Origin of the sequence: Streptomyces sp. NPDC096046 (assembly GCF_040303285.1) — a bacterium.
Lineage (GTDB): Bacteria > Actinomycetota > Actinomycetes > Streptomycetales > Streptomycetaceae > Streptomyces.
This window is the reverse complement of sequence record NZ_JBEOSZ010000023.1, coordinates 63,466-85,576: the sequence shown is the minus strand read 5'-3', so window position 1 is coordinate 85,576 and position 22,111 is coordinate 63,466. Positions and strand designations below refer to the sequence as shown.

Annotated in this window: 17 protein-coding genes and 1 pseudogene; 5 read left to right on the top strand and 13 right to left on the bottom strand. The window is 71.4% G+C overall.

Translation table 11 applies throughout. The features are described from left to right. Positions 1 to 24: 24 nt before the first annotated feature. Complete coding sequence (locus ABTX62_RS21130) at positions 25 to 1,041, top strand: sigma-70 family RNA polymerase sigma factor (protein ID WP_352117597.1); 1,017 nt, start codon at positions 25 to 27, stop codon at positions 1,039 to 1,041. Here the strand turns inward: ABTX62_RS21130 and ABTX62_RS21125 are convergent. Then, a complete protein-coding gene (locus ABTX62_RS21125) occupies positions 925 to 1,311 on the bottom strand; it encodes an STAS domain-containing protein (RefSeq protein ID WP_352117596.1) in 387 nt (128 codons plus the stop codon). The two genes, ABTX62_RS21130 and ABTX62_RS21125, sit on opposite strands and share 117 nt — an antisense overlap. A gap of 324 nt (positions 1,312 to 1,635) precedes the next feature. Here ABTX62_RS21125 and ABTX62_RS21120 point away from each other — a divergent pair, with 324 nt between their 5' ends. Further along, the gene (locus ABTX62_RS21120; protein WP_352117595.1) at positions 1,636 to 2,556 is read left to right on the top strand and encodes an AEC family transporter; all 921 of its coding nucleotides are present in this window, start codon (positions 1,636 to 1,638) and stop codon (positions 2,554 to 2,556) included. A gap of 316 nt (positions 2,557 to 2,872) precedes the next feature. On the opposite strand, the gene ABTX62_RS21115 is transcribed toward ABTX62_RS21120, so the two are convergent. The 8 genes from ABTX62_RS21115 to ABTX62_RS21080 form a co-directional block, all read right to left on the bottom strand. Then, complete coding sequence (locus tag ABTX62_RS21115; protein ID WP_352117594.1) at positions 2,873 to 4,156, bottom strand: thymidine phosphorylase; 1,284 nt, start codon at positions 4,154 to 4,156, stop codon at positions 2,873 to 2,875. Positions 4,157 to 4,241: 85 nt separating this feature from the next. Then, a complete protein-coding gene (locus ABTX62_RS21110; RefSeq protein WP_352117593.1) occupies positions 4,242 to 4,646 on the bottom strand; it encodes a cytidine deaminase in 405 nt (134 codons plus the stop codon). Beyond that, positions 4,643 to 5,908 carry an ABC transporter permease gene (locus ABTX62_RS21105; protein ID WP_352117592.1) on the bottom strand — a complete coding sequence of 422 codons (1,266 nt, stop codon included), beginning with the start codon at positions 5,906 to 5,908 and terminating at the stop codon, positions 4,643 to 4,645. The genes ABTX62_RS21110 and ABTX62_RS21105 overlap by 4 nt, the downstream gene beginning before the upstream one ends. Further along, positions 5,905 to 7,023: an ABC transporter permease gene (locus ABTX62_RS21100; RefSeq protein ID WP_352117591.1), complete on the bottom strand. Its 1,119-nt coding sequence runs from the start codon at positions 7,021 to 7,023 to the stop codon at positions 5,905 to 5,907. The genes ABTX62_RS21105 and ABTX62_RS21100 overlap by 4 nt, the downstream gene beginning before the upstream one ends. After that, the gene (locus tag ABTX62_RS21095) at positions 7,023 to 8,594 is read right to left on the bottom strand and encodes an ABC transporter ATP-binding protein (RefSeq protein ID WP_352117590.1); all 1,572 of its coding nucleotides are present in this window, start codon (positions 8,592 to 8,594) and stop codon (positions 7,023 to 7,025) included. Before ABTX62_RS21095 ends, ABTX62_RS21100 begins: the two co-directional genes overlap by 1 nt. 210 nt (positions 8,595 to 8,804) lie before the next feature. Beyond that, the gene (locus ABTX62_RS21090; RefSeq protein ID WP_352117589.1) at positions 8,805 to 9,851 is read right to left on the bottom strand and encodes a BMP family lipoprotein; all 1,047 of its coding nucleotides are present in this window, start codon (positions 9,849 to 9,851) and stop codon (positions 8,805 to 8,807) included. A 274-nt stretch (positions 9,852 to 10,125) separates the two neighbouring features. Next, on the bottom strand, positions 10,126 to 11,169 hold the full coding sequence (locus ABTX62_RS21085) for a BMP family lipoprotein (RefSeq protein WP_352117588.1): 1,044 nt from the start codon (positions 11,167 to 11,169) through the stop codon (positions 10,126 to 10,128). A gap of 750 nt (positions 11,170 to 11,919) precedes the next feature. Beyond that, positions 11,920 to 13,152, bottom strand: a complete 1,233-nt coding sequence (locus ABTX62_RS21080) for a M20 family metallopeptidase (protein WP_352117635.1) — start codon at positions 13,150 to 13,152, stop codon at positions 11,920 to 11,922. A 298-nt stretch (positions 13,153 to 13,450) separates the two neighbouring features. Here ABTX62_RS21080 and ABTX62_RS21075 point away from each other — a divergent pair, with 298 nt between their 5' ends. Beyond that, positions 13,451 to 14,137: a class I SAM-dependent DNA methyltransferase gene (locus tag ABTX62_RS21075; protein ID WP_352117587.1), complete on the top strand. Its 687-nt coding sequence runs from the start codon at positions 13,451 to 13,453 to the stop codon at positions 14,135 to 14,137. Positions 14,138 to 14,820: 683 nt separating this feature from the next. On the opposite strand, the pseudogene ABTX62_RS21070 reads toward ABTX62_RS21075, so the two are convergent. The 4 genes and pseudogenes from ABTX62_RS21070 to ABTX62_RS21055 all read right to left on the bottom strand — a co-directional run. Then, positions 14,821 to 15,879: pseudogene (locus ABTX62_RS21070) on the bottom strand (ferritin family protein); the annotation flags it as partial. Between the two features lie 47 nt (positions 15,880 to 15,926). Beyond that, positions 15,927 to 16,865 carry an N-acetylneuraminate synthase family protein gene (locus tag ABTX62_RS21065; protein ID WP_352117586.1) on the bottom strand — a complete coding sequence of 313 codons (939 nt, stop codon included), beginning with the start codon at positions 16,863 to 16,865 and terminating at the stop codon, positions 15,927 to 15,929. 13 nt (positions 16,866 to 16,878) lie between these two features. Further along, complete coding sequence (locus ABTX62_RS21060; protein ID WP_352117585.1) at positions 16,879 to 18,153, bottom strand: cytidylyltransferase domain-containing protein; 1,275 nt, start codon at positions 18,151 to 18,153, stop codon at positions 16,879 to 16,881. A 35-nt stretch (positions 18,154 to 18,188) separates the two neighbouring features. Beyond that, entirely contained in the window at positions 18,189 to 19,535 is a 1,347-nt protein-coding gene (locus ABTX62_RS21055; protein WP_352117584.1) for a DUF6716 putative glycosyltransferase, read from the bottom strand. Between the two features lie 198 nt (positions 19,536 to 19,733). On the opposite strand from ABTX62_RS21055, the gene ABTX62_RS21050 reads away from it, so the two are divergent. Next, a complete protein-coding gene (locus tag ABTX62_RS21050; protein WP_352117583.1) occupies positions 19,734 to 20,720 on the top strand; it encodes a glycosyltransferase family 2 protein in 987 nt (328 codons plus the stop codon). Then, entirely contained in the window at positions 20,720 to 22,051 is a 1,332-nt protein-coding gene (locus ABTX62_RS21045) for an alpha-2,8-polysialyltransferase family protein (RefSeq protein ID WP_352117582.1), read from the top strand. The genes ABTX62_RS21050 and ABTX62_RS21045 overlap by 1 nt, the downstream gene beginning before the upstream one ends. Positions 22,052 to 22,111: the final 60 nt, after the last annotated feature.

The window sequence follows — 22,111 nt, the reverse complement described above, 5'->3', positions numbered from 1 at the left end:
GAACGTCCACAGGGGTGGGTGGAGATGGCGAACGGCACGGCGACATCGACGGACCTGGACACCAGGCTGGAGGCACACCGCACCGAGCTGACGGGGTACTGCTACCGGATGCTCGGCTCCTCCTTCGAGGCCGAGGACGCGGTGCAGGACACCATGGTCCGTGCCTGGCGCAGCTACGACAAGTTCGAGGGCCGCTCCAGTCTGCGCTCCTGGCTCTACCGGATCGCGACCAACGTGTGCCTGGACATGCTCACCGCGGGCAACAAGCGCGCCCGGCCGATGGACCTCACCGAGTCCACCCCGCTCGCCCAGGCGGCCCTCTCCCCCCGACCGGACAACACCTGGCTGGAGCCCATGCCGGACGCCCGTGTGCTGCCCACCACCGACGACCCGGCGGAGGCGGCGGTCGCCAAGGAGTCCGTGCGGCTGGCCTTCATGGCCGCCCTCCAGCAGCTCCCGGCCAAGCAGCGTGCCGTGCTGATCCTGCGCGAGGTCCTCGCCTGGAAGGCCAGTGAGGTCGCCGAGCTGCTGGACACCTCGGTGGCGTCGGTGAACAGCGCCCTCCAGCGGGCCCGCGCCACGCTGGCCGAGCGGCAGGAGCCGGGCGCCGCAGCGGCCGTCTCCGACCCGCTGGACGAGGACCAGCAGAAGCTTCTGGACCGCTATGTGGCGGCCTTCGAGGGCTACGACATGACGGCGCTGACGGCCCTGCTGCACGAGGACGCGGTCATGACGATGCCGCCGTTCGACCTGTGGCTCACCGGCACGCAGGACATCACCGGCTTCATGACCACCCTCGGCGCACCCTGCGCGGGTTCCCGGCTGGTGCCGGTGCAGGTCAACGGCCTGCCGGGATTCGCCCAGTACAAGCCGGACCCGGAGAAGGGCGGCTTCGCTCCGTGGGCGGTCCAGGTGCTGGAGATCTCAGACGGCCGGATCACCGGGTTCCACTGCTTCCTCGACACCCAGCGCTGGTTTCCGCTCTTCGACCTCCCCCTCCACCTCGAAGCGGAGACCGACCAGGTCGAGCAGGGCGCGTAGGGCGGGGTCGGGGTCGCGCAGCCGGATCCGGCCCCCGGCCCGGCGGGCGGCCAGCTGGAGCCTCGCCAGCAGGTCGACGGCGGCGAGCCCCGGCGGCCCCAGGCCCGCGACATCGCACACCACGACCCGGGCGCCGCTGCCGTGCAGCAGTGCCCGCACATCGTCGCTGAGCCCTCTCACCTCGTCGCGGGTGCCGGGGCCGGGCAGTACGAGTACGGGCGGTGTCATGGCGTCCACGATCGGTAGACCGGGCGGACGACCGTAACTCATCGGGCCTGTCCGCCCCGTCGGTGCCGCGCGGATCACTCGGCGCCCTGCAGATCACTCGATGCCGCGCGGAGCGTTCGACACCGCGCGGAGCGTTCGACACCGCGCGGAGCGTTCGACACCGCGCAGACCACTCGATGCTGCGCGGATCACTCGGCGCCGCGCGGAGCGTTCGACGCCGCGCAGCGCGTTCCTGCCGCGCAGCGCGTTCCGCGCCGGACGGATCACATTGACCGGGCAGCGCCACCCCCGGAGGGTTGGCCGCATGCCCCAACCATCTGCCCCTCCCGCGCTGCCCGATGCCCGCTTCGCCGGTGAGGAGGTGCCGTGCAGGGAGTGCTGAGCGGGTTCGCGGTCATCGCCGTCGTCATCGGCGTCGGCTATCTGATCGGACGCCGGGGGTATCTGGGCGACGGCGGCCGGGAGGTCCTGACCAAGCTCGCCTTCCATGTGGCGTCACCGGCGCTGCTCTTCACCACCCTCGCGCGGGCGGACCTGTCGGTGGTCTTCTCCGACCGGCTGCTGGTCACGGCGTTGAGCACGGCGGCGGCCGCGGGTGTCTTCGTGGCGGTGGGTGTGGCGCGCGGCTGGGGCGTGGGCCGGACGACGATCGGAGCGTTGTGCTCCAGCTATGTCAACTCCGGGAACCTGGGCATCCCGATCGCCGTGTACGTGCTGGGCGACGCGTCTCTGGTCGCGCCGGTGCTGCTGTTCCAGCTGGTCGGTGTCACACCGGTGGCGCTTACGGTGCTGGACCTGGTGAGCGGCGGGGAGAAGCGGCCGCTGTGGCAGCGGCTGCTCACACCGTTGCGGAATCCGATAGCCCTGGGCTCCCTGGCCGGCGTGGCGGTCTCGGCGTCGGGCCTCACGCTGCCGGGCCCACTGATGGACCCCCTGACCCTGATCGGCCGCATGTCGGTACCCGCCGTGCTCCTGGCCTTCGGTATCTCCCTGCGGGGCAGCACCCTGCCCCTGCGGGGCGCCGAGCGGGCCCCCGTGCTCCTCGCCGTGACCCTCAAGTCCGTCGTCCAGCCCTTGGCCGCCTGGGCCCTCGCGGCGGGCGTCTTCGGCCTCCACGGGGCGTCCCTGCTCGACGTGGTGGTGACATCGGCACTTCCGGCGGCACAGAACCTCTTCACTTACGCGAGCAGCTACCGGGTGGGCGAGGCGCTGGCGAGGGAGGCGATCCTGCTGTCGACGGTGCTGGCGGTGCCGGTCCTGGTGGTGGTGGCGGCGGTGCTGGGGTGACGGTCGGTCGACCGGAGACTCACTGGTGCCGGTCGTCACGCCGAACGGGTCCGGCAGCTTGATGGGAGCACCGAACCTCACGGCTCAGGACGCGGTGGACCTCGCCCTTCGGCTCCCCGTACTGCGTCGTCGTCGGGCCCCCGGGAGCCCAACGGTCGGTGAGGAGGTGGAGCGGAGTCCCGGCGGTGGCGCAGTCGGCGGCTTGCCGACGCGGTTGTGGCGGGCGGGTCCCCGGTCCCGGCCTGCCGAACGGGACCGGTGGGGGTCCCCGGTCCCGTTCATCCGGTCCCGTTCATATGGCAGGGAAGCCGCCTGGTCAGGCGATACGTTCCAGCACCACCGGCGACGGTGTGAAGGCCGTGCCGGGGGCCGCCACGTCGTAGGAGCCCTCGATCGACTGGAGAGCGTACTCGAAGCGCTCGGGGGTGTCCGTGTGGAGGGTCAGCAGGGGCTGGCCCTCGGTCACCGTGTCGCCCGGCTTGGCGTGCATCTCGACGCCCGCGCCCGCCTGGACCGGGTCCTCCTTGCGGGCGCGGCCCGCGCCGAGGCGCCAGGCGGCGACGCCGATGTCGTAGGCGTCGAGGCGGGTCAGGACGCCCGAGGCCGGGGCCTTGATCACGTGCTGTTCGCGGGCGACCGGCAGCGCCGCGTCCGGGTCGCCGCCCTGGGCCGCGATCATGCGGCGCCAGACGTCCATCGCCGAGCCGTCGGCCAGGGCCTCGGCCGGGTCGGCGTCCTTCACGCCGGCCGCGTCCAGCATCTCGCGGGCCAGGGCGATCGTCAGCTCGACCACGTCCGCGGGGCCGCCGCCCGCCAGGACCTCCACCGACTCTCGGACCTCCAGGGCGTTTCCGGCGGTCAGGCCGAGGGGCGTGGCCATGTCCGTGAGGAGCGCGACCGTCTTCACGCCGTGGTCGGTGCCCAGGCCCACCATCGTGGAGGCCAGTTCGCGGGCATCTTCGAGCGTCCGCATGAAGGCGCCGGTGCCGACCTTCACGTCCAGGACCAGCGAGCCCGTGCCCTCCGCGATCTTCTTCGACATGATCGAGGAGGCGATCAGCGGGATCGCCTCGACCGTGCCGGTGACGTCCCGCAGCGCGTACAGCTTCTTGTCGGCGGGGGCCAGGCCGTCGCCCGCCGCGCAGATCACCGCGCCGGTGCCGTCCAGCACCGACAGCATCTCCTCGTTCGAGAGCAGCGCCCGCCAGCCCGGGATCGACTCCAGCTTGTCGAGGGTGCCGCCGGTGTGGCCGAGGCCGCGGCCCGAAAGCTGGGGGACGGCAGCGCCGCAGGCGGCGACCAGGGGGGCCAGCGGGAGTGTGATCTTGTCGCCGACGCCGCCCGTGGAGTGCTTGTCGGCCGTCGGGCGGGACAGGGACGAGAAGTCCATGCGCTCGCCGGAGGCGATCATCGCGGCCGTCCAGCGGGCGATCTCGCGGCGGTTCATGCCGTTCAGCAGGATCGCCATGGCGAGAGCGGACATCTGCTCGTCGGCGACCTCCCCGCGGGTGTACGCGTCGATGACCCAGTCGATCTGCTCGTCGCTGAGTTCGCCGCGATCCCGCTTGGTGCGGATGACGGAGATGACGTCCATGGCCATGGCTTGGCTTCCTTCCGAGGGTTCCAGAAGCCGTGCGGCCCCTCTGAGCCGGTCGCGTGAGCAACTCAGAGGGGCCGCACGGAAGTTACTTGCTGAGGTGGTCCGGGCCGAAGGCCTGGGGCAGCATCTCCGACAGCGGCAGGATGCCCGCCGGGGTCTCCAGCAGGAGGTCCGGACCGCCGAACTCGTGGAGCAGCTGGCGGCAGCGGCCGCACGGGACGAGCGGGTCGCCGTCGCGGTCGACGCAGGTGAAGTGCGTCAGCCGGCCGCCGCCGGTGTTGTGCAGCTCGGACACCAGGCCGCACTCGGCGCACAGGCCGATTCCGTACGAGGCGTTCTCGACGTTGCAGCCGGAGACGATCCTGCCGTCGTCGACCAGGGCGGCGACGCCGACCGGGTAACCGGAGTAGGGGGCGTACGCCCGGGACATGGCGTCCCGGGCCACCGCGCGCAGCTTCTCCCAGTCGACGTCCGGGCCGGCGCCGGTCACTTGCCCTGCCCCTTCCGGTACGGCATGCCGTTCGCCTTCGGCATCCGCAGCCGCTGGGCGGACAGCGCGAGCACCACCAGGGTGATGACGTACGGCGTGGCGGAGACGACCTGGTTGGGGACCTCGTCGGTGGTCGCGTACCAGACGAACACCAGGGCGGCCACGACCGCGGTGATCACCGAGGGGACGTACTTCTTGCGCACGGCCAGCCAGATGGCTCCGATGATCAGCAGGAGCGCGCCGAGCAGCAGCAGGGCGTGCACGTTGGCGGAGCCGCCGCGCAGGTTGAGGCTGTCGGTGTAGCCGAACAGGCCCGCGCCGAGGGCGAGACCGCCCGGCATCCAGTTGCCGAAGATCATCGCCGCGAGGCCGATGAAGCCGCGGCCGCTGACCTGCCCCTCCAGGTAGAAGGGGTTGGCCACGATGGACAGGAAGACACCGCCGAGGCCGGCCAGACCGCCGGAGATGACGACGGCGATGTACTTGTACTTGTAGACGTTGACGCCGAGGGACTCGGCGGCCACCGGGTTCTCTCCGCAGGAGCGCAGGCGCAGGCCGAAGGCGGTGCGCCACAGGATCCACCAGGTGGCGGGGATCAGCGCGATGGCGATCAGGGTCAGCCAGGACACGCTGGTGACCAGACCGCCGAGCAGACCGGCGATGTCGGAGATGAAGAACCAGCCCTGGTCGTTCAGGTCGCGCAGCGCGTCGGACAGCCCCGGCACGGTGAAGTGACCGAGGGATTCCACCGCCGGCGACTGCTTGGCGGAGCCGCCCGTGTGGCCCTCGAAGGCGAGGGGAGCGAGGTAGCGGGTGGCGCCGAGGGCGAGGATGTTGATGGCCACACCGGAGACGATGTGGTTGACGTTGAACGTGACGGTCACGAAGGCGTGCAGCAGACCGCCGAGCGCGCCGCCGAGGATGCCGACCAGGACACCCGTCCACGGGCCCCACTGGAAGCCGGCCCAGGCGCCGAACCAGGTGCCGAGGATCATCATGCCCTCGAGGCCGATGTTGACCACGCCCGCGCGTTCGGCCCACAGGCCGCCGAGACCGGCGAGGCCGATCGGCACGGCGAGCTGGAGCGCGGTGGACATCTGGCTGACGTTGGTGATGCCGTCGGCGCCGGTGATGAGGCGGACGATCGAGGTGAGCGCCAGGCCTCCGGCGATGATGAGCAGCAGGACGGGCCACGACAGGCGGCGGCCGGTCGGCGCCGCGGGCTGCAGCGTGGGCTGGTTGGCGTCGGTCGCGGTGGTCATCGGCCAGCCACCTCCTTCGTGTTCTGAGCGCCGAGGACGTGTCCGGCGGCGAGTTCGGCGCCGACGCGACGCTGCTGGCGGCGCAGGCCCCATTCGCGGACGGCCTCGTAGGAGACGACGACCGAGAGCACGATCAGGCCCTGCATGATGACCGCGATCTCCTTGTCGTAGCCGTGGAAGTCCAGCTCGGGCGAGGCCTTGTCGAGCCAGGCCCACAGCAGGGCGGCGAAGGCGATGCCGACGGGGCTGTTACGGCCGAGCAGGGCGATGCCGATACCGAGGAATCCGATGCCGGTGGGGAAGTTCAGGTCGTACGTGTGGGTGTCGCCGAGCAGGATCGGCAGGCCGGCGAGGCCCGCGATGCCGCCGGAGATCAGCATGGCGCTGAGCACCATGCGCTTGGGGTCCACGCCACTGGCCGCCGCGGCGGTCTGCGACGCGCCGGAGGCGCGCAGGTCGAAGCCGAAGCGGGTGCGGTTGAGGACGACCCAGTAGCCGATGCCGAGCAGCACGGCGAGGAGCACCAGGCCGTAGATCTCGCCGGCCGCACCCATGGGGATGCCGGGGATCCAGCCGGACTCGTACATCTCGCCGGTGGTGTTGTTGTTGCCGGCCTTCACACCGAAGACGTTCGGCAGCCACAGGTAGGCGATCACGGAGGTGGCGATCGCGTTGAGCATGATCGTGGAGACGACCTCGCTGACGCCGCGGGTGACCTTGAGGACACCGGCGATGCCGGCCCAGAAGGCGCCGGTGAGGACGGCGGTCAGGAGCAGCAGCGGGACCTGCAGGCCGGCCGGCAGGTTCGCGTGGGCGCCGACGACGGCGGCCATCATGGCGCCGAGCTGGTACTGGCCGTCGACGCCGATGTTGAACAGGTTCATCCGGAAGCCGATGGCCACCGCGAGGGCCGCGATGTAGTACATCGAGGCCTGGTTGATGATCAGCACCTGGATGTCCGAGAAGCCGATCTGCTCAAACATCAGGGCGAACGGCTCGAAGGGGCTCTTGCCCGAGGCGAGCAGCACGATCGCGCTCAGGACGAAGGCCACGGCCAGCGCGATGACCGGTCCGGCCACCGCGAGGAGCACGCGCTCCTTGTCGAACTTCTTCATCAGCGGGCCTCGTCTTCCGGAGACTCGGGGGCGTCGGCCTTCGAGGTCTCGGGGGTGTCGTCGTGCTCGAGGTGCCCGGTGGCCGCGCCGGTCATGGCCGAGCCGAGCTCCTCGGGAGTGATGGTGGCCGGGTCGGCGTCCGCGACCAGCTTGCCGTTGTAGATCACGCGCAGCGTGTCGGACAGGCCGATCAGCTCGTCCAGGTCCGCGGAGATCAGCAGCACGGCCAGGCCTTCGCGGCGCGCCTCGCGGATGTGGTCCCAGATCGCGGCCTGGGCGCCGACGTCCACGCCCCGGGTGGGGTGCGCGGCGATGAGGAAGCGCGGCCTGTGGCTCATCTCGCGGCCGACGATCAGCTTCTGCTGGTTGCCGCCGGACAGGGAGGCCGCGGTGACGTCGATGCCGGGGGTGCGGACGTCGTACTCCGTCACGATCCGGCGGGTGTCCTCCTGGGCCGCCTTCGGGTCCAGCCAGACGCCCTTGGCGAGGGGCTTCTCGGTGACGTGACCGAGGATGCGGTTCTCCCAGAGGGGTGCCTCCAGCAGGAGACCGTGGCGGTGGCGGTCCTCGGGGATGTAGCCGATGCCCTGCTCGCGGCGCCGGCGCGTGGGCCAGGCGGTGATCTCCTCGTCGGCGAGCCGGATGGTGCCGGAGTCGGCGTGTTTGAGGCCGATGAGGGCGTCGACCAGTTCCGTCTGGCCGTTGCCCTCGACACCGGCGATGCCGAGGACCTCGCCCGCGTGGATGGTGAAGCTGATGTCGTCCAGGAGGGCCTTGCCGCCGGGGGCCGCCAGGCGCAGCCGGTCGACGCTGATGACCGGGCGGTCGGTGACCGTGGACTCGGCCGTCTCGGGCGTGGGCAGCTCGCTGCCGACCATCATCTCCGCGAGCTGGCGCGGGGTGGTCTCGCTGGGGACGGCCGTGCCGACGGTGGTGCCGCGGCGGATGACGGTGATCTCGTCGGCGACGGAGAGCACCTCGCCGAGCTTGTGCGAGATGAAGATGACCGACAGGCCTTCGGAGCGCAGTTCGCGCAGGTTGGCGAAGAGGGCGTCGACCTCCTGCGGCACGAGCACGGCGGTCGGCTCGTCGAGGATGAGGGTGGTGGCGCCGCGGTAGAGGACCTTGAGGATCTCCACGCGCTGCCGGGCGGCGACGCCGAGCTCCTCGACGAGGAGGTCGGGCTTGACGTCGAGGCCGTAGCGCTCGGAGAGCTCCTTGATCTTACGGCGGGCCTTGGCGCCGATGCCGTAGAGCTTCTCGCTGCCGAGGACCACGTTCTCCAGGACCGTGAGGTTGTCGGCGAGCATGAAGTGCTGGTGGACCATGCCGATGCCGCGGGCGATGGCGTCGGCCGGTGAGGAGAAGCCGACCTGCTGCCCGTCGACGGCGATGGTGCCCTCGTCCGGCTTCTGCATGCCGTAGAGGATCTTCATCAGCGTGGACTTGCCGGCGCCGTTCTCACCGACGAGGGCGTGCACGGTGCCCTTGCGGACGCTGAGGTGGATGTCGTGGTTGGCCACGACTCCGGGGAAACGCTTGGTGATCCCGGCGAGTTCGACGGCGGTCACCGATTCGTTGACCGCCGCTCCGGCCGGAGGGCTGCTGGACGCGTTGATGGCGCACTCTCCTGGGGACGGGGGCCGTCTACGCGCGTAGCGCCCCTACGGCATGCAAAGGGGCCGACGCCCCGCGGCAACGGGGCACGAGGAGCAGCTCCCCGCACCCCGTCGAGCGGACGTAACCCCGGGGGTTACCGCCTGCTTCGAGGCAGTCGCCCGTCAGCTGCTCTTGACCTTGATCTCGCCGCTGATGATCTTCTCCTTGGCCGTCTTGATGGCTGCCTGGAGCTCGGCGTCGTCCGCGAACTTCGGGTTGGAGTTCGACAGGCTCACCTCGCCGGTCTTCAGATCGCCACGAACGATACCGGTCTCGGGCTTGCCGTCCTCGACCGACTTCGCCAGGTTGTACACCGCCTTGGCGACGTCCTTCATCGCCGAGGTCAGGATGGAGTCCTTGTACTTGGCGAGGGCTTCCTGCTGGTACTGGTCCGAGTCGACACCGATGGCCCACACCTTGTTGGCGGCGGCGGCCTCGATGACACCCTGACCGGACAGACCGGCGGCCGCGTAGACGACGTCGGCCTTCTTCTCGATCTGGCCCTCGGCGGCCGTCTTGCCCTTGTCGGGGCTGGCGAAACCGCCCTCCTCGGCCGTCTGCGTCAGGTACTGGGAGAGCACCTTGACCTTCGGGTCGGTGTCCTTGACGCCCTGCGCGAAGCCCGCCTGGAACTTGTGGATCAGCGGGATGTCCACACCGCCCACGAAGCCGACGACCTTCGACTTGGAGGTCTTGGCGGCGGCGACACCGGCCAGGTAGGAGGCCTGCTCCTCGTTGAAGACCAGGTCGGCCACGTTCTTGGTGTTGATCGTGGCGTCGTCGACGATGCCGAAGGTGGTGTCGGGGAACTTCGCCGCGGCACCCTTCACGGCCGCGGCGTACGCGTAGCCGACGCCGATGACCGGGTTGTAGCCCTGCTTGGCCAGGGAGGCCAGGCGCTGCTCCTTGTCGGCGTTCGTCTCACCCTCGGTGGGCTCCACGTCGGCCGTCTGGTACCCGAACTCCTTCTTCGCCTGCTCCAGGCCGGCGTAGGCGGCGTCATTGAAGGACTGGTCACCCTTGCCGCCGACGTCGTAGGCGATGGCGAGCCCCTTGTCGCCCTTCGAGTCGGACGACCCGGAGGTCGAGGTGCTGCCGCAGGCGGAGAGGGCGAGGGCCAGGGAGGCGGTCGCTGCGCCTGCGACCGTGATCCGGGAAATCCGGCGCATGTGTGGGTGCTCCTGTCGTACAACCGAGGTCGCACAGCGCCGGGACGGTTCAGCTTCAGCGCTGGCTTCGCCGCAGATTAACGCGCGTAGACCTGCCTGAAAACCCCTTCTGTCCACCTTGTTATGCGCCCGTGGCCTAGCCCTCACCGGGCCTTGGCCCCGGTGTTGCCGACCGCAAACAAGGGGTGGCGCTGGGTGATCCGCCTTCCGGACAGCGCGAAGCGGGCGGGCACCCCTGGGTGCCCGCCCACTTCGACTGGTCAGACCGGTCGGTTCACTCGGTGTTGACCTTGATCTCGCCGTCGATGATCTTCTGCTTGGCCTCGTTCACGGCCTCCTCGAGACCCGGGACCTTCGCGTACTCCGGGTTGGACTCGGAGAGCCCGACGCCGTTGACCTCCAGGTCGAAGGTCTGGGTGCCGGTCAGCGGCTTGTCGTCGTGGACCGACTTGGACAGCGCGTAGACCGCGCCGCCGACATCCTTGAGCGCGGAGGTCAGGATGTAGTCCTTGTACGGGGCCAGGGCGGCCTGCTTGTACTGGTCGGAGTCGACACCGATCGCCCAGACCTTCGCCTTGGCGGCGGCCTCGATCACACCCTGACCGGACAGACCGGCGGCCGCGTAGAGCACGTCGGCCTTCTTCTCGATCTGGCCCTCGGCGGCGGCCTTGCCCTTGTCGGGGCTGGAGAAGCCGCCCTCCTCGGCCGTCTGCGTCAGGTACTGCGACAGGACCTTCACCTTGGGGTTGGTGTCCTTGACGCCCTGCTCGTAGCCGGCCTCGAACTTGTGGATCAGCGGGATGTCCACGCCGCCCACGAAGCCGACGACGTTGCTCTTCGTGGCCTTGGCGGCGGCGACCCCGGCGAGGTACGAGGCCTGCTCCTCGGCGAAGACGAGGGAGGCGACGTTCTTGCCCTCGACCACGGAGTCCACGATGCCGAAGGTGGTGTCCGGGTACTTGGGGGCCACCGTCTCGATCGCCGGGCCGTAGGCGAAGCCGACGCCGATGACCGGGTTGTAGCCCTGCTTGGCCAGCGACGCCAGACGCTGCTCCTTGTCGGCGTTCGTCTCGCCCTCGGTGGGCTCGATGTCGGCCGTCTTGTAGCCGAACTCATCCTTGGCCTTGGTCAGGCCGGAGTAGGCGGCGTCGTTGAAGGACTGGTCACCCTTGCCGCCGACGTCGTAGGCGATGGCGACGCCGCGGTCGCTGCTGTCGCTGCCGCCGCTGTCACTGCTGGTGCCGCCACATGCCGTGGCGACGAGCCCCAGCGACGCGACCCCCACCGCGACGCGGGTCAGTTTTGAAATCCGACGCATCTGAAGTTCCCCATTCTCCGAAGCTCCGCAGTGGGTGCTCAGTTCGGCGCACATTAACGCGCGTAGACACTCCTGGGAACGGGTCGCCGCGGGGCCGTTATCCATTCGTGCCGATGGCCGGTTACGCCCTTGTGAACCGCGGGATCGAACGGGGTCGAAAGGTGTAGTCGGGAACATGGCGTGTGCCTACCTCGTGTCGCGCACCAGGCTGCCGTGAGGTCGCGCCGCTCGCAACCGGAGGCTCCGCCGGGGTGGGGGTGGGGCCGGGGGCGGCCCCGGGCCCCCGGTGTGCGGGGGTGCTGGGTCGTCGTCCTCGTGCGGCGCCGTCGTGGCTTCTCGCGCAGTTCCCCGCGCCCCCGAGGGCATGTGCGGCGCCGTCGTGGGCCTTCGCGCAGTTCCCCGCGCCCCTGAAGAACCGTGCGGCGCCGTCGTGGACCTCGCGCGGCCCTCCGCGCCCCCGAGGGCACCTGCCGCGCCGTCGTGGGCCTTCGCGCAGTCCCCCGCGCCCCTGCGCGCAGTTCCCCGCGCCCCTGAAGGAAGACACGTGCGGCGCCGTCGTGGACCTCGCACGGCCCCCCCCCGCGCCCCCGAGGGCACCTGCCGCGCCGTCGTGGGCCTTCGCGCAGTCCCCCGCGCCCCTGAAGGACCGTGCTGCGGCGTCGTGGGTCTCACGCGGTTCCCCCCGCCCCCGAGGGAGCGTGCGGCACTGTCGTGACGGTCGTGCGGTTTGCGCGGCGTCAGGATGGGGGGCTAGCGGAGGCCGTTGACCAGGGCCGCGGCCGTGAAGAGTTCCACTCCGACCGTGATGGCCGACTCGTCGACGTCGAAGTCGCCCTGGTGGAGGTCGCGGATCTGTCGCTCGCCGGGGGTCCGGACACCCAGGCGGGCCATGGCGCCGGGGACGTGCTCCAGGTACCAGGAGAAGTCCTCGCCACCGAGGCTCTGCTCGGTGCCCTCGACGGATTCGACGCCGCGCCGGGCGATCATGGCGTCGCGCAGCAGTTCGGTGACGCCGGGCTCGTTGACGACGGGCGGGACGCCGCGCACGTAGTTGATCTCCGACTTGGCGCGGTGCAGGTTGGCGATCTCGTCGATGGCGGCGACGACGACGTCGGGGGCCTGCCGCCACGCCTCGATGTCGAGGCAGCGCACGGTGCCGGAGAGCTCGGCGTGCTGGGGGATCACGTTCGGCGCGTGGCCCGACTCGACGCGGCCCCAGGTGATCGCGAGTCCGCTGCGGCTGTCGAAGCGCCGGGCGACCAGCGCCGGCACGTCGGTGACGACGCGGGCGGCGGCGGTGACCAGGTCGGTCGTGAGGTGCGGGCGTGCGGTGTGACCGCCGGGGCCGTCGAGGCCGATCTCCAGCCGGTCGCACGCCGAGGTGATGGGCCCCTCGCGGAGACCGATCTTCCCCGCGTCCACCCGGGGGTCACAGTGCACGGCGATGATCGCGCCGACGCCTTCCAGCGCCCCGCCCTTGATGGCGTCGGCGGCACCGCCGGGCAGCACTTCCTCGGCGGGCTGGAAGATCAGCCGGACGGGACGGGGCAGCGCGCCCTGGCGGTGCAGCTCGGCGAGGACCAGGCCGGCGCCGAGGACGACGGTGGTGTGCACGTCGTGACCGCAGGCGTGGGCCCGGTCGGGCACGGTCGAGCGGTACGGGCACTCCATCTTGGTGTCCGGGATGGGCAGGCCGTCGATGTCGGCCCGCAGCGCGAGCATGCTGGGACCGCCGTCCCACTGCTCCCCCTCCACGCCGATGTCACAGAAGAGCCCGGTCCCTACGGGGAGGACGCGCGGCTTGAGGCCGGCCCGCTCGAGCCGCTCCTTGATCGCGGCGGTCGTGCGGAACTCCTGGTTGCCGAGCTCCGGGTGCATGTGCAAGTCGCGTCGGAACGCGATGAGCTCGGCCCGCAGAACGTCGGGCAGGGCACCGGGAAGTACGGCTCCTCCGGGAAGGTCGACCTCGGACTCCAGTGACATCAGTGGCTTCACCCTTTGAAGGGTAGGGCGCCAAGGCGGTCGACCGACCCTGGATCAACAAAACTTCAACCCGATAGGGGAAGAAAATATGACCGCCGGACGCATAGCTGTCGAATGAGATGGGTAAACTCGCCTGCTTTTTGGGCTCGACAGAACCGCCCACCTCCCGGAGTGTGACTTCCATCACATCAGCGTCACGACTCCGGCATCCATCCATCTTCTCCACGGATACCACGCCTGGCGCGGTGAACACCGGCTCGTTCATCTGCCGGACGCTCACCCACACTAGTGTGCGCACGTGCGCGCCCCCGAGTTCTTACAGTCCACGCAGTCCTCGTACGACGCCATCGCCGAGGCCTATACCGCCGAGCACCCGGACAGCCTGGCCGGGAGACCGCTGGAGCAGGCGCTCCTCGCGGCCTTCGTGGATCAGGCCCGGGCCTCCGGTGGTGCCCAGCGGCCACCGGTCGCGGACATCGGCAGCGGCCCCGGGTACGTGACGGCGCGGCTGCACGAGGCCGGGCTGCCGGTGTTCGGCGTCGACTCCTCGCCCCGCATGGTCGCCCTGGCCCGCAAGGCCCACCCGGAGCTGCGGTTCCACGTCGGTTCGATGACGGCCCTGGACCTGCCGGACGAGACGCTCGGCGGCATCGTCGCGCTCTACTCGATCATCCACGTGCCGGATGATCACCTGCCGTCCGTCTTCGCCGGGTTCCACCGCGTCCTGCGGCCGGGCGCGCCCGTCCTGCTCGGATTCCAGGCCGGAGGGGAGAACGGACACCAGCGCCTGACCGAGCGCTTCGGCCGGGAGATCTCGCTCGACTACTACTGGCGGACTCCGGACGCCGTCGCCGGGCACCTCACGCGGGCGGGTCTTGGCCTGTACGCGCGCGTCCTGCGCGAGCCCGAGCCCGGGGAGAAGATGCCCCGCGCGTTCCTGCTGGCGCGCAGGCCGGTGGCGGCCGGGGAGCCTGCCGCGGGCTAGTCGGCCGGTTGGGTTCGACGGGCCGTGCGGACCCGGTGCGTGCGAAGACCGCCGACGGGCCTCCGCGCCCGCGGGGGCTCCCGCCGGGGGCGCCGTACGCGTCGTCGTCGCAACGGCACGGGTCGGCGGGCCGGTGCGGCAGCGGAGGGGGCTGTGTGCCGAGCCCCCGCCGACGGGCCTCCGCGCCCGCGGGGGGCTCCCGCCGGGGGCGCCGTACGCGTCGTCGTCGCAACGGCACGGGTCGGCGGGCCGGTGCGGCAGCGGAGGGGGCTGTGTGCCGAGCCCGCCGGGCGCCGGGTCCCCGGCGACGCGTCCGGCGACCAGCCGGGCCCCTCTCACGCCCACGCAGCCGTATGGTCCGCCGACCGCCGCCGCGGCGGCGGTCGGCGCCCGCAATGCCCTGTGGCCCGGCCGCCGAACACGCCTCAGCCGGCCGCCACCGCCCCGGCGGCCCCGGGCGGGGCCGTGAAACTCGCCCTGCCCGCCGACTCGGTGGGGTCGGGCGAGGCCGTGAGGTTCGCCCTGCCCGCCGACCCGGCGGCCCCGGGTGGGGCCGTGAAACTCGCCCTGCCCCCCGACTCCGTGGGCTCGGGCGGATTCGGCGGGTCCGGTCGCAGCGGCGCTGTCGGGTCGGCCGGATGCGGCGGATTCGGGTCCAACCGCAGCGATGCCGTCGGGTCGGGTGCGGGCGTCGGAGGCAGCCGGTGGACGTCGCGGGCCGTGCCGCTGACCCCGGACAGGAAGCCCTGGGCTCGCGGGGAGGCGTTCTCGGTCAGCCAGGCCGGGTCGATGTCGCAGACCGCGACGCGAACCTCCGTGCCGGACAGGGCGAGGGGGAGGGTGTGGACGACCGTGGAGGGGAAGCTGAGGATCGTCCGGCCGATGGGGCCGCGGCGGGCGATCAGTTCGAGGGGGAGCTCGGGGCGGACGATCTCCAGGCCCGTCTCGACCGCGAGGCGGTGCAGTTTGTCCGTGCTCTCGCGGCGGTGGGCGAAGTAGCGGGTCGCGCCGTGGGCCCTGGCCAGGGCGCGGACGGCCTCCAGGTAGCGGCCGTCGTCCACGACACCGGTCTCCACCAGGGACGTGCCGACCATGTCGGCGCCCTTGGTGATGGAGGGCGGGCCGAAGCGGGACCGGGTCCAGGCAAAGGTGTTGGCGCCGACCGTGACGCCCGCCGGGGCCTCCTCCATCGGCATGGAGGAGAAGATCGCGATGCGGCGGCGGTCGCCGGGGGTCAGCCGGCGCCGCGCCGAGGACGACACCGGCGCGAAGAGCACGTCCCGCGGGCCCGGGCGGCCGCCCTTGCGGTGCCAGCGCACCAGTCGCTCGCCCCGGGCCAGCTGCCCGACGAACTCCATCGTCGCCGTGCCGTCGTCGACGACGACCAGGTCATGGGCGCGGGTGATCGTCAGCAGTAGTTGGACGTAGCGGGAGAAGGGGTCCCCCAGCACGACCCGGTCGGCCCTGCGGAGCAGGCCGCTCAGGCCGCCGATGGTCTGGAAGGGCGCCAGAGGCCCGCCGCGTGCTTCCTCCCAGCGGACCTGGTGCCCCTCGTCGCGGGCCAGGTCGGACATCCGCCGCAACTGGCCGCGTGTCATCGGGTCGACGGGCGACAGCACCACGAGGGTGAGCCCCACGCCGGGGGCGTGCGCGTGCGCCCACTCCAGCACGTTCAGCAGTTGTACCGGGCTCTCGACGAAGGCGAGAGTGTGGGGGCCGGCGTTCCCGGCGCGGGGGCTCATCGACGTACGACCGTCCCGTCGTAAGGGGGGTGGTGTGGGTGGTGCGTTCAGACGCCGACCGGCTCGCCCGCGGCCGTGGCGATCTCCGCCTCGGCGACCACGCCGCTGACGCGGCGCAGCTTCTTCATCGGGCCCAGCTCGGACTCGTAGACCTTCTTGACGCCGTCGCCGAGGGAGGCCTCGATGGTGCGGATGTCGCGGACGAGGCGTGTGAGGCCCTGCGGCTCCACGGACGCGGCCTGGTCCGAGCCCCACATGGCGCGGTCGAGGGTGATGTGACGCTCGACGAAGGTGGCGCCCAGGGCGACCGCGGCGAGGGTGGTCTGCAGGCCGGTCTCGTGGCCGGAGTAGCCGATCGGGACGTTCGGGAACTCCTTCTCCAGCGTGTGGATCACACGGAGGTTGAGCTCCTCGGCCTTGGCCGGGTAGGTCGACGTGGCGTGGCACATCAGGATGTTGTCGGAGCCGAGGACCTCGACCGCGTGGCGGATCTGCTTCGGCGTCGACATGCCGGTGGAGAGGATCACCGCGCGGCCGGTGGCGCGCAGGGCGCGCAGCAGCTCGTCGTCCGTGAGGGAGGCGGAGGCGACCTTGTGGGCGGGGACGTCGAACTTCTCCAGGAAGGCGACGGCCTCGGTGTCCCACGGGGAGGCGAACCAGTCGATGCTCTTCGACTTGCAGTAGTCGTCGATCGCGCGGTACTCGTCCTCGCCGAACTCCACGCGGTGGCGGTAGTCGATGTAGGTCATCCGGCCCCAGGGGGTGTCGCGCTCGATGTCCCACTGGTCGCGCGGGGTGCAGATCTCCGGGGTGCGCTTCTGGAACTTGACGGCGTCGCAGCCGGCCTCGGCGGCGGCGTCGATCAGCTTGAAGGCGTTCTCGAGCTCGCCGTTGTGGTTGATGCCGATCTCACCACAGACGTAGACCGGGCGGCCCGGGCCGACCTCGCGCGAACCGAACCGGCGGATACGGGAGTTGGTGCTCATGGCAGAGATGTCCTTACTTGTTGGACTTGGCGGGGGCTTCGAGAGAGGGACCGAGGATCCAGCCGGCGATCTCCCGGATCGCGCCGTCGCCACCGGGGACGGTGGTGACCGCGCGTGCGGCGCCGCGCACGACGTCGTGGGCGCTCGCGACCGCCACGGGCCAGCCCACGAAGGCGAAGCACGGGAGGTCATTGACGTCGTTGCCGACGTAGAGCACGCGCTCCGGCGCGATGCCCTGCTCCTCGCACCACTGCTTCAGCGCGAGGTCCTTGCGGTCGATGCCGTGCAGCACCGGGAGCTTGAGCTTCCGGGCCCGGGCGGCGACCACAGGGTTCTGTTCCGTGGACAGGATCAGCATCTTCAGGCCGCTTCCGCGGAGGGCCCCGATGCCGAGTCCGTCCCCGCGGTGCACGGAGACGAACTCCCGTCCGTCGGAGTCGATCAGCACCCGGTCGTCGGTCTGGGTGCCGTCGAAGTCGAGGACGACCGCGTCGATGTCGTCGGCGGTCGGGAGCGCGCCGGGCCGGTCCGCGTCGAAGAGCGGGGCGAGGGCCCGGGCGCGGGCGAGGTCGTGCGGGTCGTCGATCTCCAGCACGCGCGCGGGGTCCGTGCGGACCAGTTCGGTGCGGCCGAAGAAGCGGTGCTGGTGCTTGCGGAAGCCGGACGCCTCCATGGCGTAGGCGGCGCCGGTCTCCAGCAGGTCCTGGGGACGGTCCTGGCGGCGGGGCCGGAAGGACTTGTCGTGGTTGACGCCGTAACCGCCGCCGACCTCGGCGCCGGTCTCCGCGACGGTGCCGGCCGCGGCCTCGTCGTCGGCGTCCCGCCAGATGAACCCGTGGAAGGGCGCCACGGTCACCGCGGTGTCGGCGCCGTTCTCGACGATCGCGCCCGCCACCCCGTCGATGTCCTCGCGGACGATGAAGGGGCTGGTGCACTGCACGAGCAGGACCACGTCCACCGGCGCGCCGTGCAGGGCCTCGTGGGCGTCCATGACGTGCAGGACGGCGGCCTCGGAGGTGGCCGTGTCGCCGGCGATGGCGGCGGGACGCAGCACGACCTCGGCACCGGCCTGGCGGGCGGCGGCCGCGATGGCCTGGTCGTCGGTGGAGACCACGACGTCCGTCACGAGCCGTGCGGCCCGGCACTCGCGCACCGCCCGTGCCACCAGCGGGACGCCGCCGACGGGGAGGAGGTTCTTGGCGGGCACGCCCTTGGAGCCGCCGCGCGCGGGGATCACCGCGAGCACGCGGCGCACCGAGGCGCCTGGGCCCGCTTCCGGGTGGGACATGGGGTCTCCTCCTTGGGCAGGGGTCTCGGGGCGGCTCACAGCTCGCCCATCCGCCGGATGACGGGCGCCACGCGCTGCACGCCGTGCCGGTAGGCGCCGCGCGCCGCCCGGCGCACGATCTGCCGGACCGGTCCGGGCTCCTTGTCGGCGGCGGGCGCGCCGGGCAGCGGGGTGCCGTCCGGGCCGAGGTGGTGGCGGGCGAGGATCCCGGGCAGATAGCCGGGCGCGGTGACGGGGGTGTAGTACGGGGTCAGCGGGGGCATGCCGCCGGGCCGGTCGAGGAGCTTCGCGATGCGTTCGCGGGCCGTGTCGAAGGCCGAGTCGTAGCCGCCGTCCGCGGCGACGCCCTGCCGGGCGACCCACTCCTCGTCGGGTACCGGACGGTGCCCGGCGTCGAGCTGGTCCCAGGAGGCGAGGCAGCCGGAGCCCACGAAGTGGTGGTTGCCCAGGGACTCGCGGATGCCGAGGTCGGTCAGTACGACGGTCGGGACGCGGCGGTGCAGCGACTCGAGGGCGGCCGTGGAGCTGACCGTCACCAGCAGGTCCGTGCGGTCGAGGACCTCGCCCATGTTCCCGTAGACGAGGCGGAAGTTGGCCGGCGGGTCGAGGCGCTGCACCAGCTTCTGGTACGGCAGTTCCTCGATGTGGGTGGTGTGTTCGCCCGGCTTGGAGCGCAGCTTCAGCAGCACCTCGCGCTCGGGGTGCCTGCGGGCGTGCTGGACCAGCCGGTGCAGCAGGTACGTGCGGTCCTTGCGGCTGTCCGGGACGGAGGGCTGGGCGGCGAAGACGACCGTGTAGGGGTCGTGCTCCCCCGCGTAGGGCGCGCCGCCGAGGAACGGCAGGGCCACCTCGGTCACCGCGGCGGCGTCGGCGCCCACTCCTTCGTAGACCGCGCGGAAACGGTCCGCGTCCTGGCGGGAGTTGGCGAGGACCAGGTCCGCGCCGTGCCGCAGCAGGAGGCCGTCGGCGAGCTTCTCGTAGACGACGCCGACGTAGCCGGTGACGACGACGGGCCGCTCGGTGCGGTCCTCCCACACCCGCGCCAGGCCGTGCAGCATCGCCTGCACACCGCCGCCGACCAGGGAGAGGACCAGGACGTCATAGGACCCCTCGGCCATGGCGCGCAGGAACTCGACGGCGGTGACCTCCCGCAGCGAGTCGGCGCGCACGCCCACTTCCGCCAGCTGGCGCGGGGTGGGCGTGGCCCGGCCGCGCAGCAGGAATCCGTCGAGGAGGGGGCCGGCTTGCGCGCCCTCACGCGGTGCGGCTTCCATGGACGGTCGCGGGGCGATGCGGTCGGCGGTCAGCGCACCCCATTTCCATCGGGTGTCGGAGTCCGCCAGGACCGCGATTCGCGGGCGCTTCGGTGTACTTACTGGCACGCCGAAGACGCTAGGAAGCGAATGCTAGGTATGGCGGAACCGCGACTCAACGAAAAGTTAACAACGGCCCACCGAGAGCCGAACTGGCCTGCTGGAAGGCGGAAAGTACACGCGGTGCACGGTTCTGACACATTGAGTTCACCCGGTGTACCTTCATCGTCAATTTCCGCTGCCGGGCCGCCTCCTAACGTTTTGCGGGTGCCCAAGCTTTCCGTGATCGTGCCGTTCTACAACGTGCAGCAATACGCCCCGGACACCCTCAGAAGCCTGCGGTTGAACGCCGACCGCGATTTCGAGTTCATCCTGGTCGACGACCATTCGAAGGACGGAACTCCGGCCGTTCTCGAACGAGCGGCCGAGGAGCTTTCGGATGTCGCCCGGGTGCGGTACATCCGCCACGAGCGGAACGGCGGGCTCGCCACCGCGCGCAACACCGGCCTGGACGCCGCGCAGGGCGAGTACCTGACGTTCCTGGACGGTGACGACTGGCTGGCCCCCGGCTACCTCACCGAACTGGTGTCCGCGATGGACGACTTGGCGTGCGACTTCGTGCGCACCGACCATGTGCAGGCCACCGCGCGCGCCCGTTCCGTGCACCGGGTCCCGGTCGGCCGCCGCTGGGAGGCGTTCGACCCGCGGGAGGCGATCCTCCCCGCCCACCGCTCCACCTCCGTCGACTACGCCTACGCCTGGGCCGGCGCCTACCACCGGCGCCTCGTCGACAAGGGCGTGCTCCACTTCACCGACGGGCTGCGCACGGCCGAGGACCGGCCGTGGATCTGGAAGCTGCACCGTGAGGCGGAGTCGTTCGCCGTGGTGAGCCTGCTGGGCGTGTTCTACCGGCGCGGGGTCGCCTCGTCCCTGACGCAGATCGGCGATGTCCGCCAGCTCGACTTCATCCGTGCCTTCGACCAGGTGATCGAGGAGACGGCCGCGGACCGCGACGCCGACCGGCTGCTGCCCAAGGCGGTGCGCACCTACTGCGCGATCATCGCCCACCACCTCTCCAACGAAGACCGGTTCGAACCGGCCGTGGCCAGGCAGCTGCGGTCGATGAGCGCGGCGGCCATCAAGCGCATGCCGCAGGACGCACTCGCCGACGCACTGGAGGCCATGGACATGGACCGCTCGTCCAAGCTGCGGCGGCTGCGGCGCCGGGTGACCACGACGGGAGCGACCGCCTGATGCCCGGGACCACTCAGATCTTCTGCGCCTCGACGCTGTACGGCGTCGCCACCCTGGCCGCCGCGATCGACTCCGACTTCTTCGAGGAGCCGGACCGCCGGGTGCTGCTGGTGTTCAACAACACCACCACCCCGGAGACGGCTCCGGCCCTCGACGAGATGCCGGGCTTCGCGCCGCTGGGCGAGCACTTCGACGAGGTGCTGTCCTGGAACGAGGCCATCCGCCCCTTCCACCCCGGGGCGTGGGCGCCGCGCGCCGACGACATCCCCCTCTTCGAGCGCTATCTGCGGCTGCTGTGGGGCCTCGGCGACGACCGGGTGAGCCTGGTGCTGGAGTCCCTCCAGGTGGCGCCGGCCCTGACGGTGGCGCAGTTGTTCACCGACGCGCCCATCGACGTCTACGCCGACGGGCTGATGAGCTACGGCCCCACCCGCAACAAGCTCGACCCGCTGGTGGGCACGCGCGTGCGGCGGCTGCTGCACCTCGACCTCGTGCCGGGGCTCACGCCGATGCTGCTGACCGAGTTCGGCGTGCCGGCGCACCTGGTGCCGACGCCCGCCTTCCTGAAGGTGCTCGGCGAGATCACCGGGACCGTGTCCGAACTGCCCGCCCTGCCCGGCGACGCGGCGCTGCTGCTCGGCCAGTACCTGTCCGCGCTGAACATCCTCTCCCCCGAGGAGGAGGAGGACCTGCACGTGCGGATGATGCGGGGCGCCGTCGCCCGCGGCCACCGCACGGTCGTCTTCAAACCGCACCCGACCGCACCGGCCCGCTACAGCCGCGCCCTGGAGGCCGAGGCCGGGCAACTCGGTGTGGATTTCACGGTCCTGGACACGCCGGTGCTCGCCGAGGCGCTGTTCGACCGGGCCCGGCCCGCACTGGTCGTCGGCTGCTTCTCGACCGCGTTGTTCACGGCGTCCGTGTTCTACGGCCTGCCGGTCGCCCGCATCGGCACCGAGTTGCTGCTGGAGCGGCTGACGCCGTACCAGAACAGCAACCGGGTGCCGACCATTCTGGCGGACGCGTTGCTGCCCGGCCTGGAGGACGGCGGGCAGGAGGACGCACTGCCGGCCGAACGGCTGTCCGGGCTCCTCACCGCCCTCGGGTTCGCCATGCAGCCGCAGATCTACCCGGATCTGCGCCCGCAGGCCGAGCAGTTCCTCGCCCGGCATCTCGGCCCGCGCACCCGGCGCTACTTCAAGAAGCGCCGTCTCACCGCGCTCGGGCTGCCCGGCGGCATTCCGCAGCGGCTGGCGTTCCTGCCGCGCAATTCCACGGCACGCCGGGTGGTCCGGCGGGCCCGGGCGCTGCGCAAGGCGGTACGCCGCTGAGCCGGTCCCGCCCATCGGCGCCCTCCGGCGACATCCAGATGAACCCATGGAGTCCGGCGG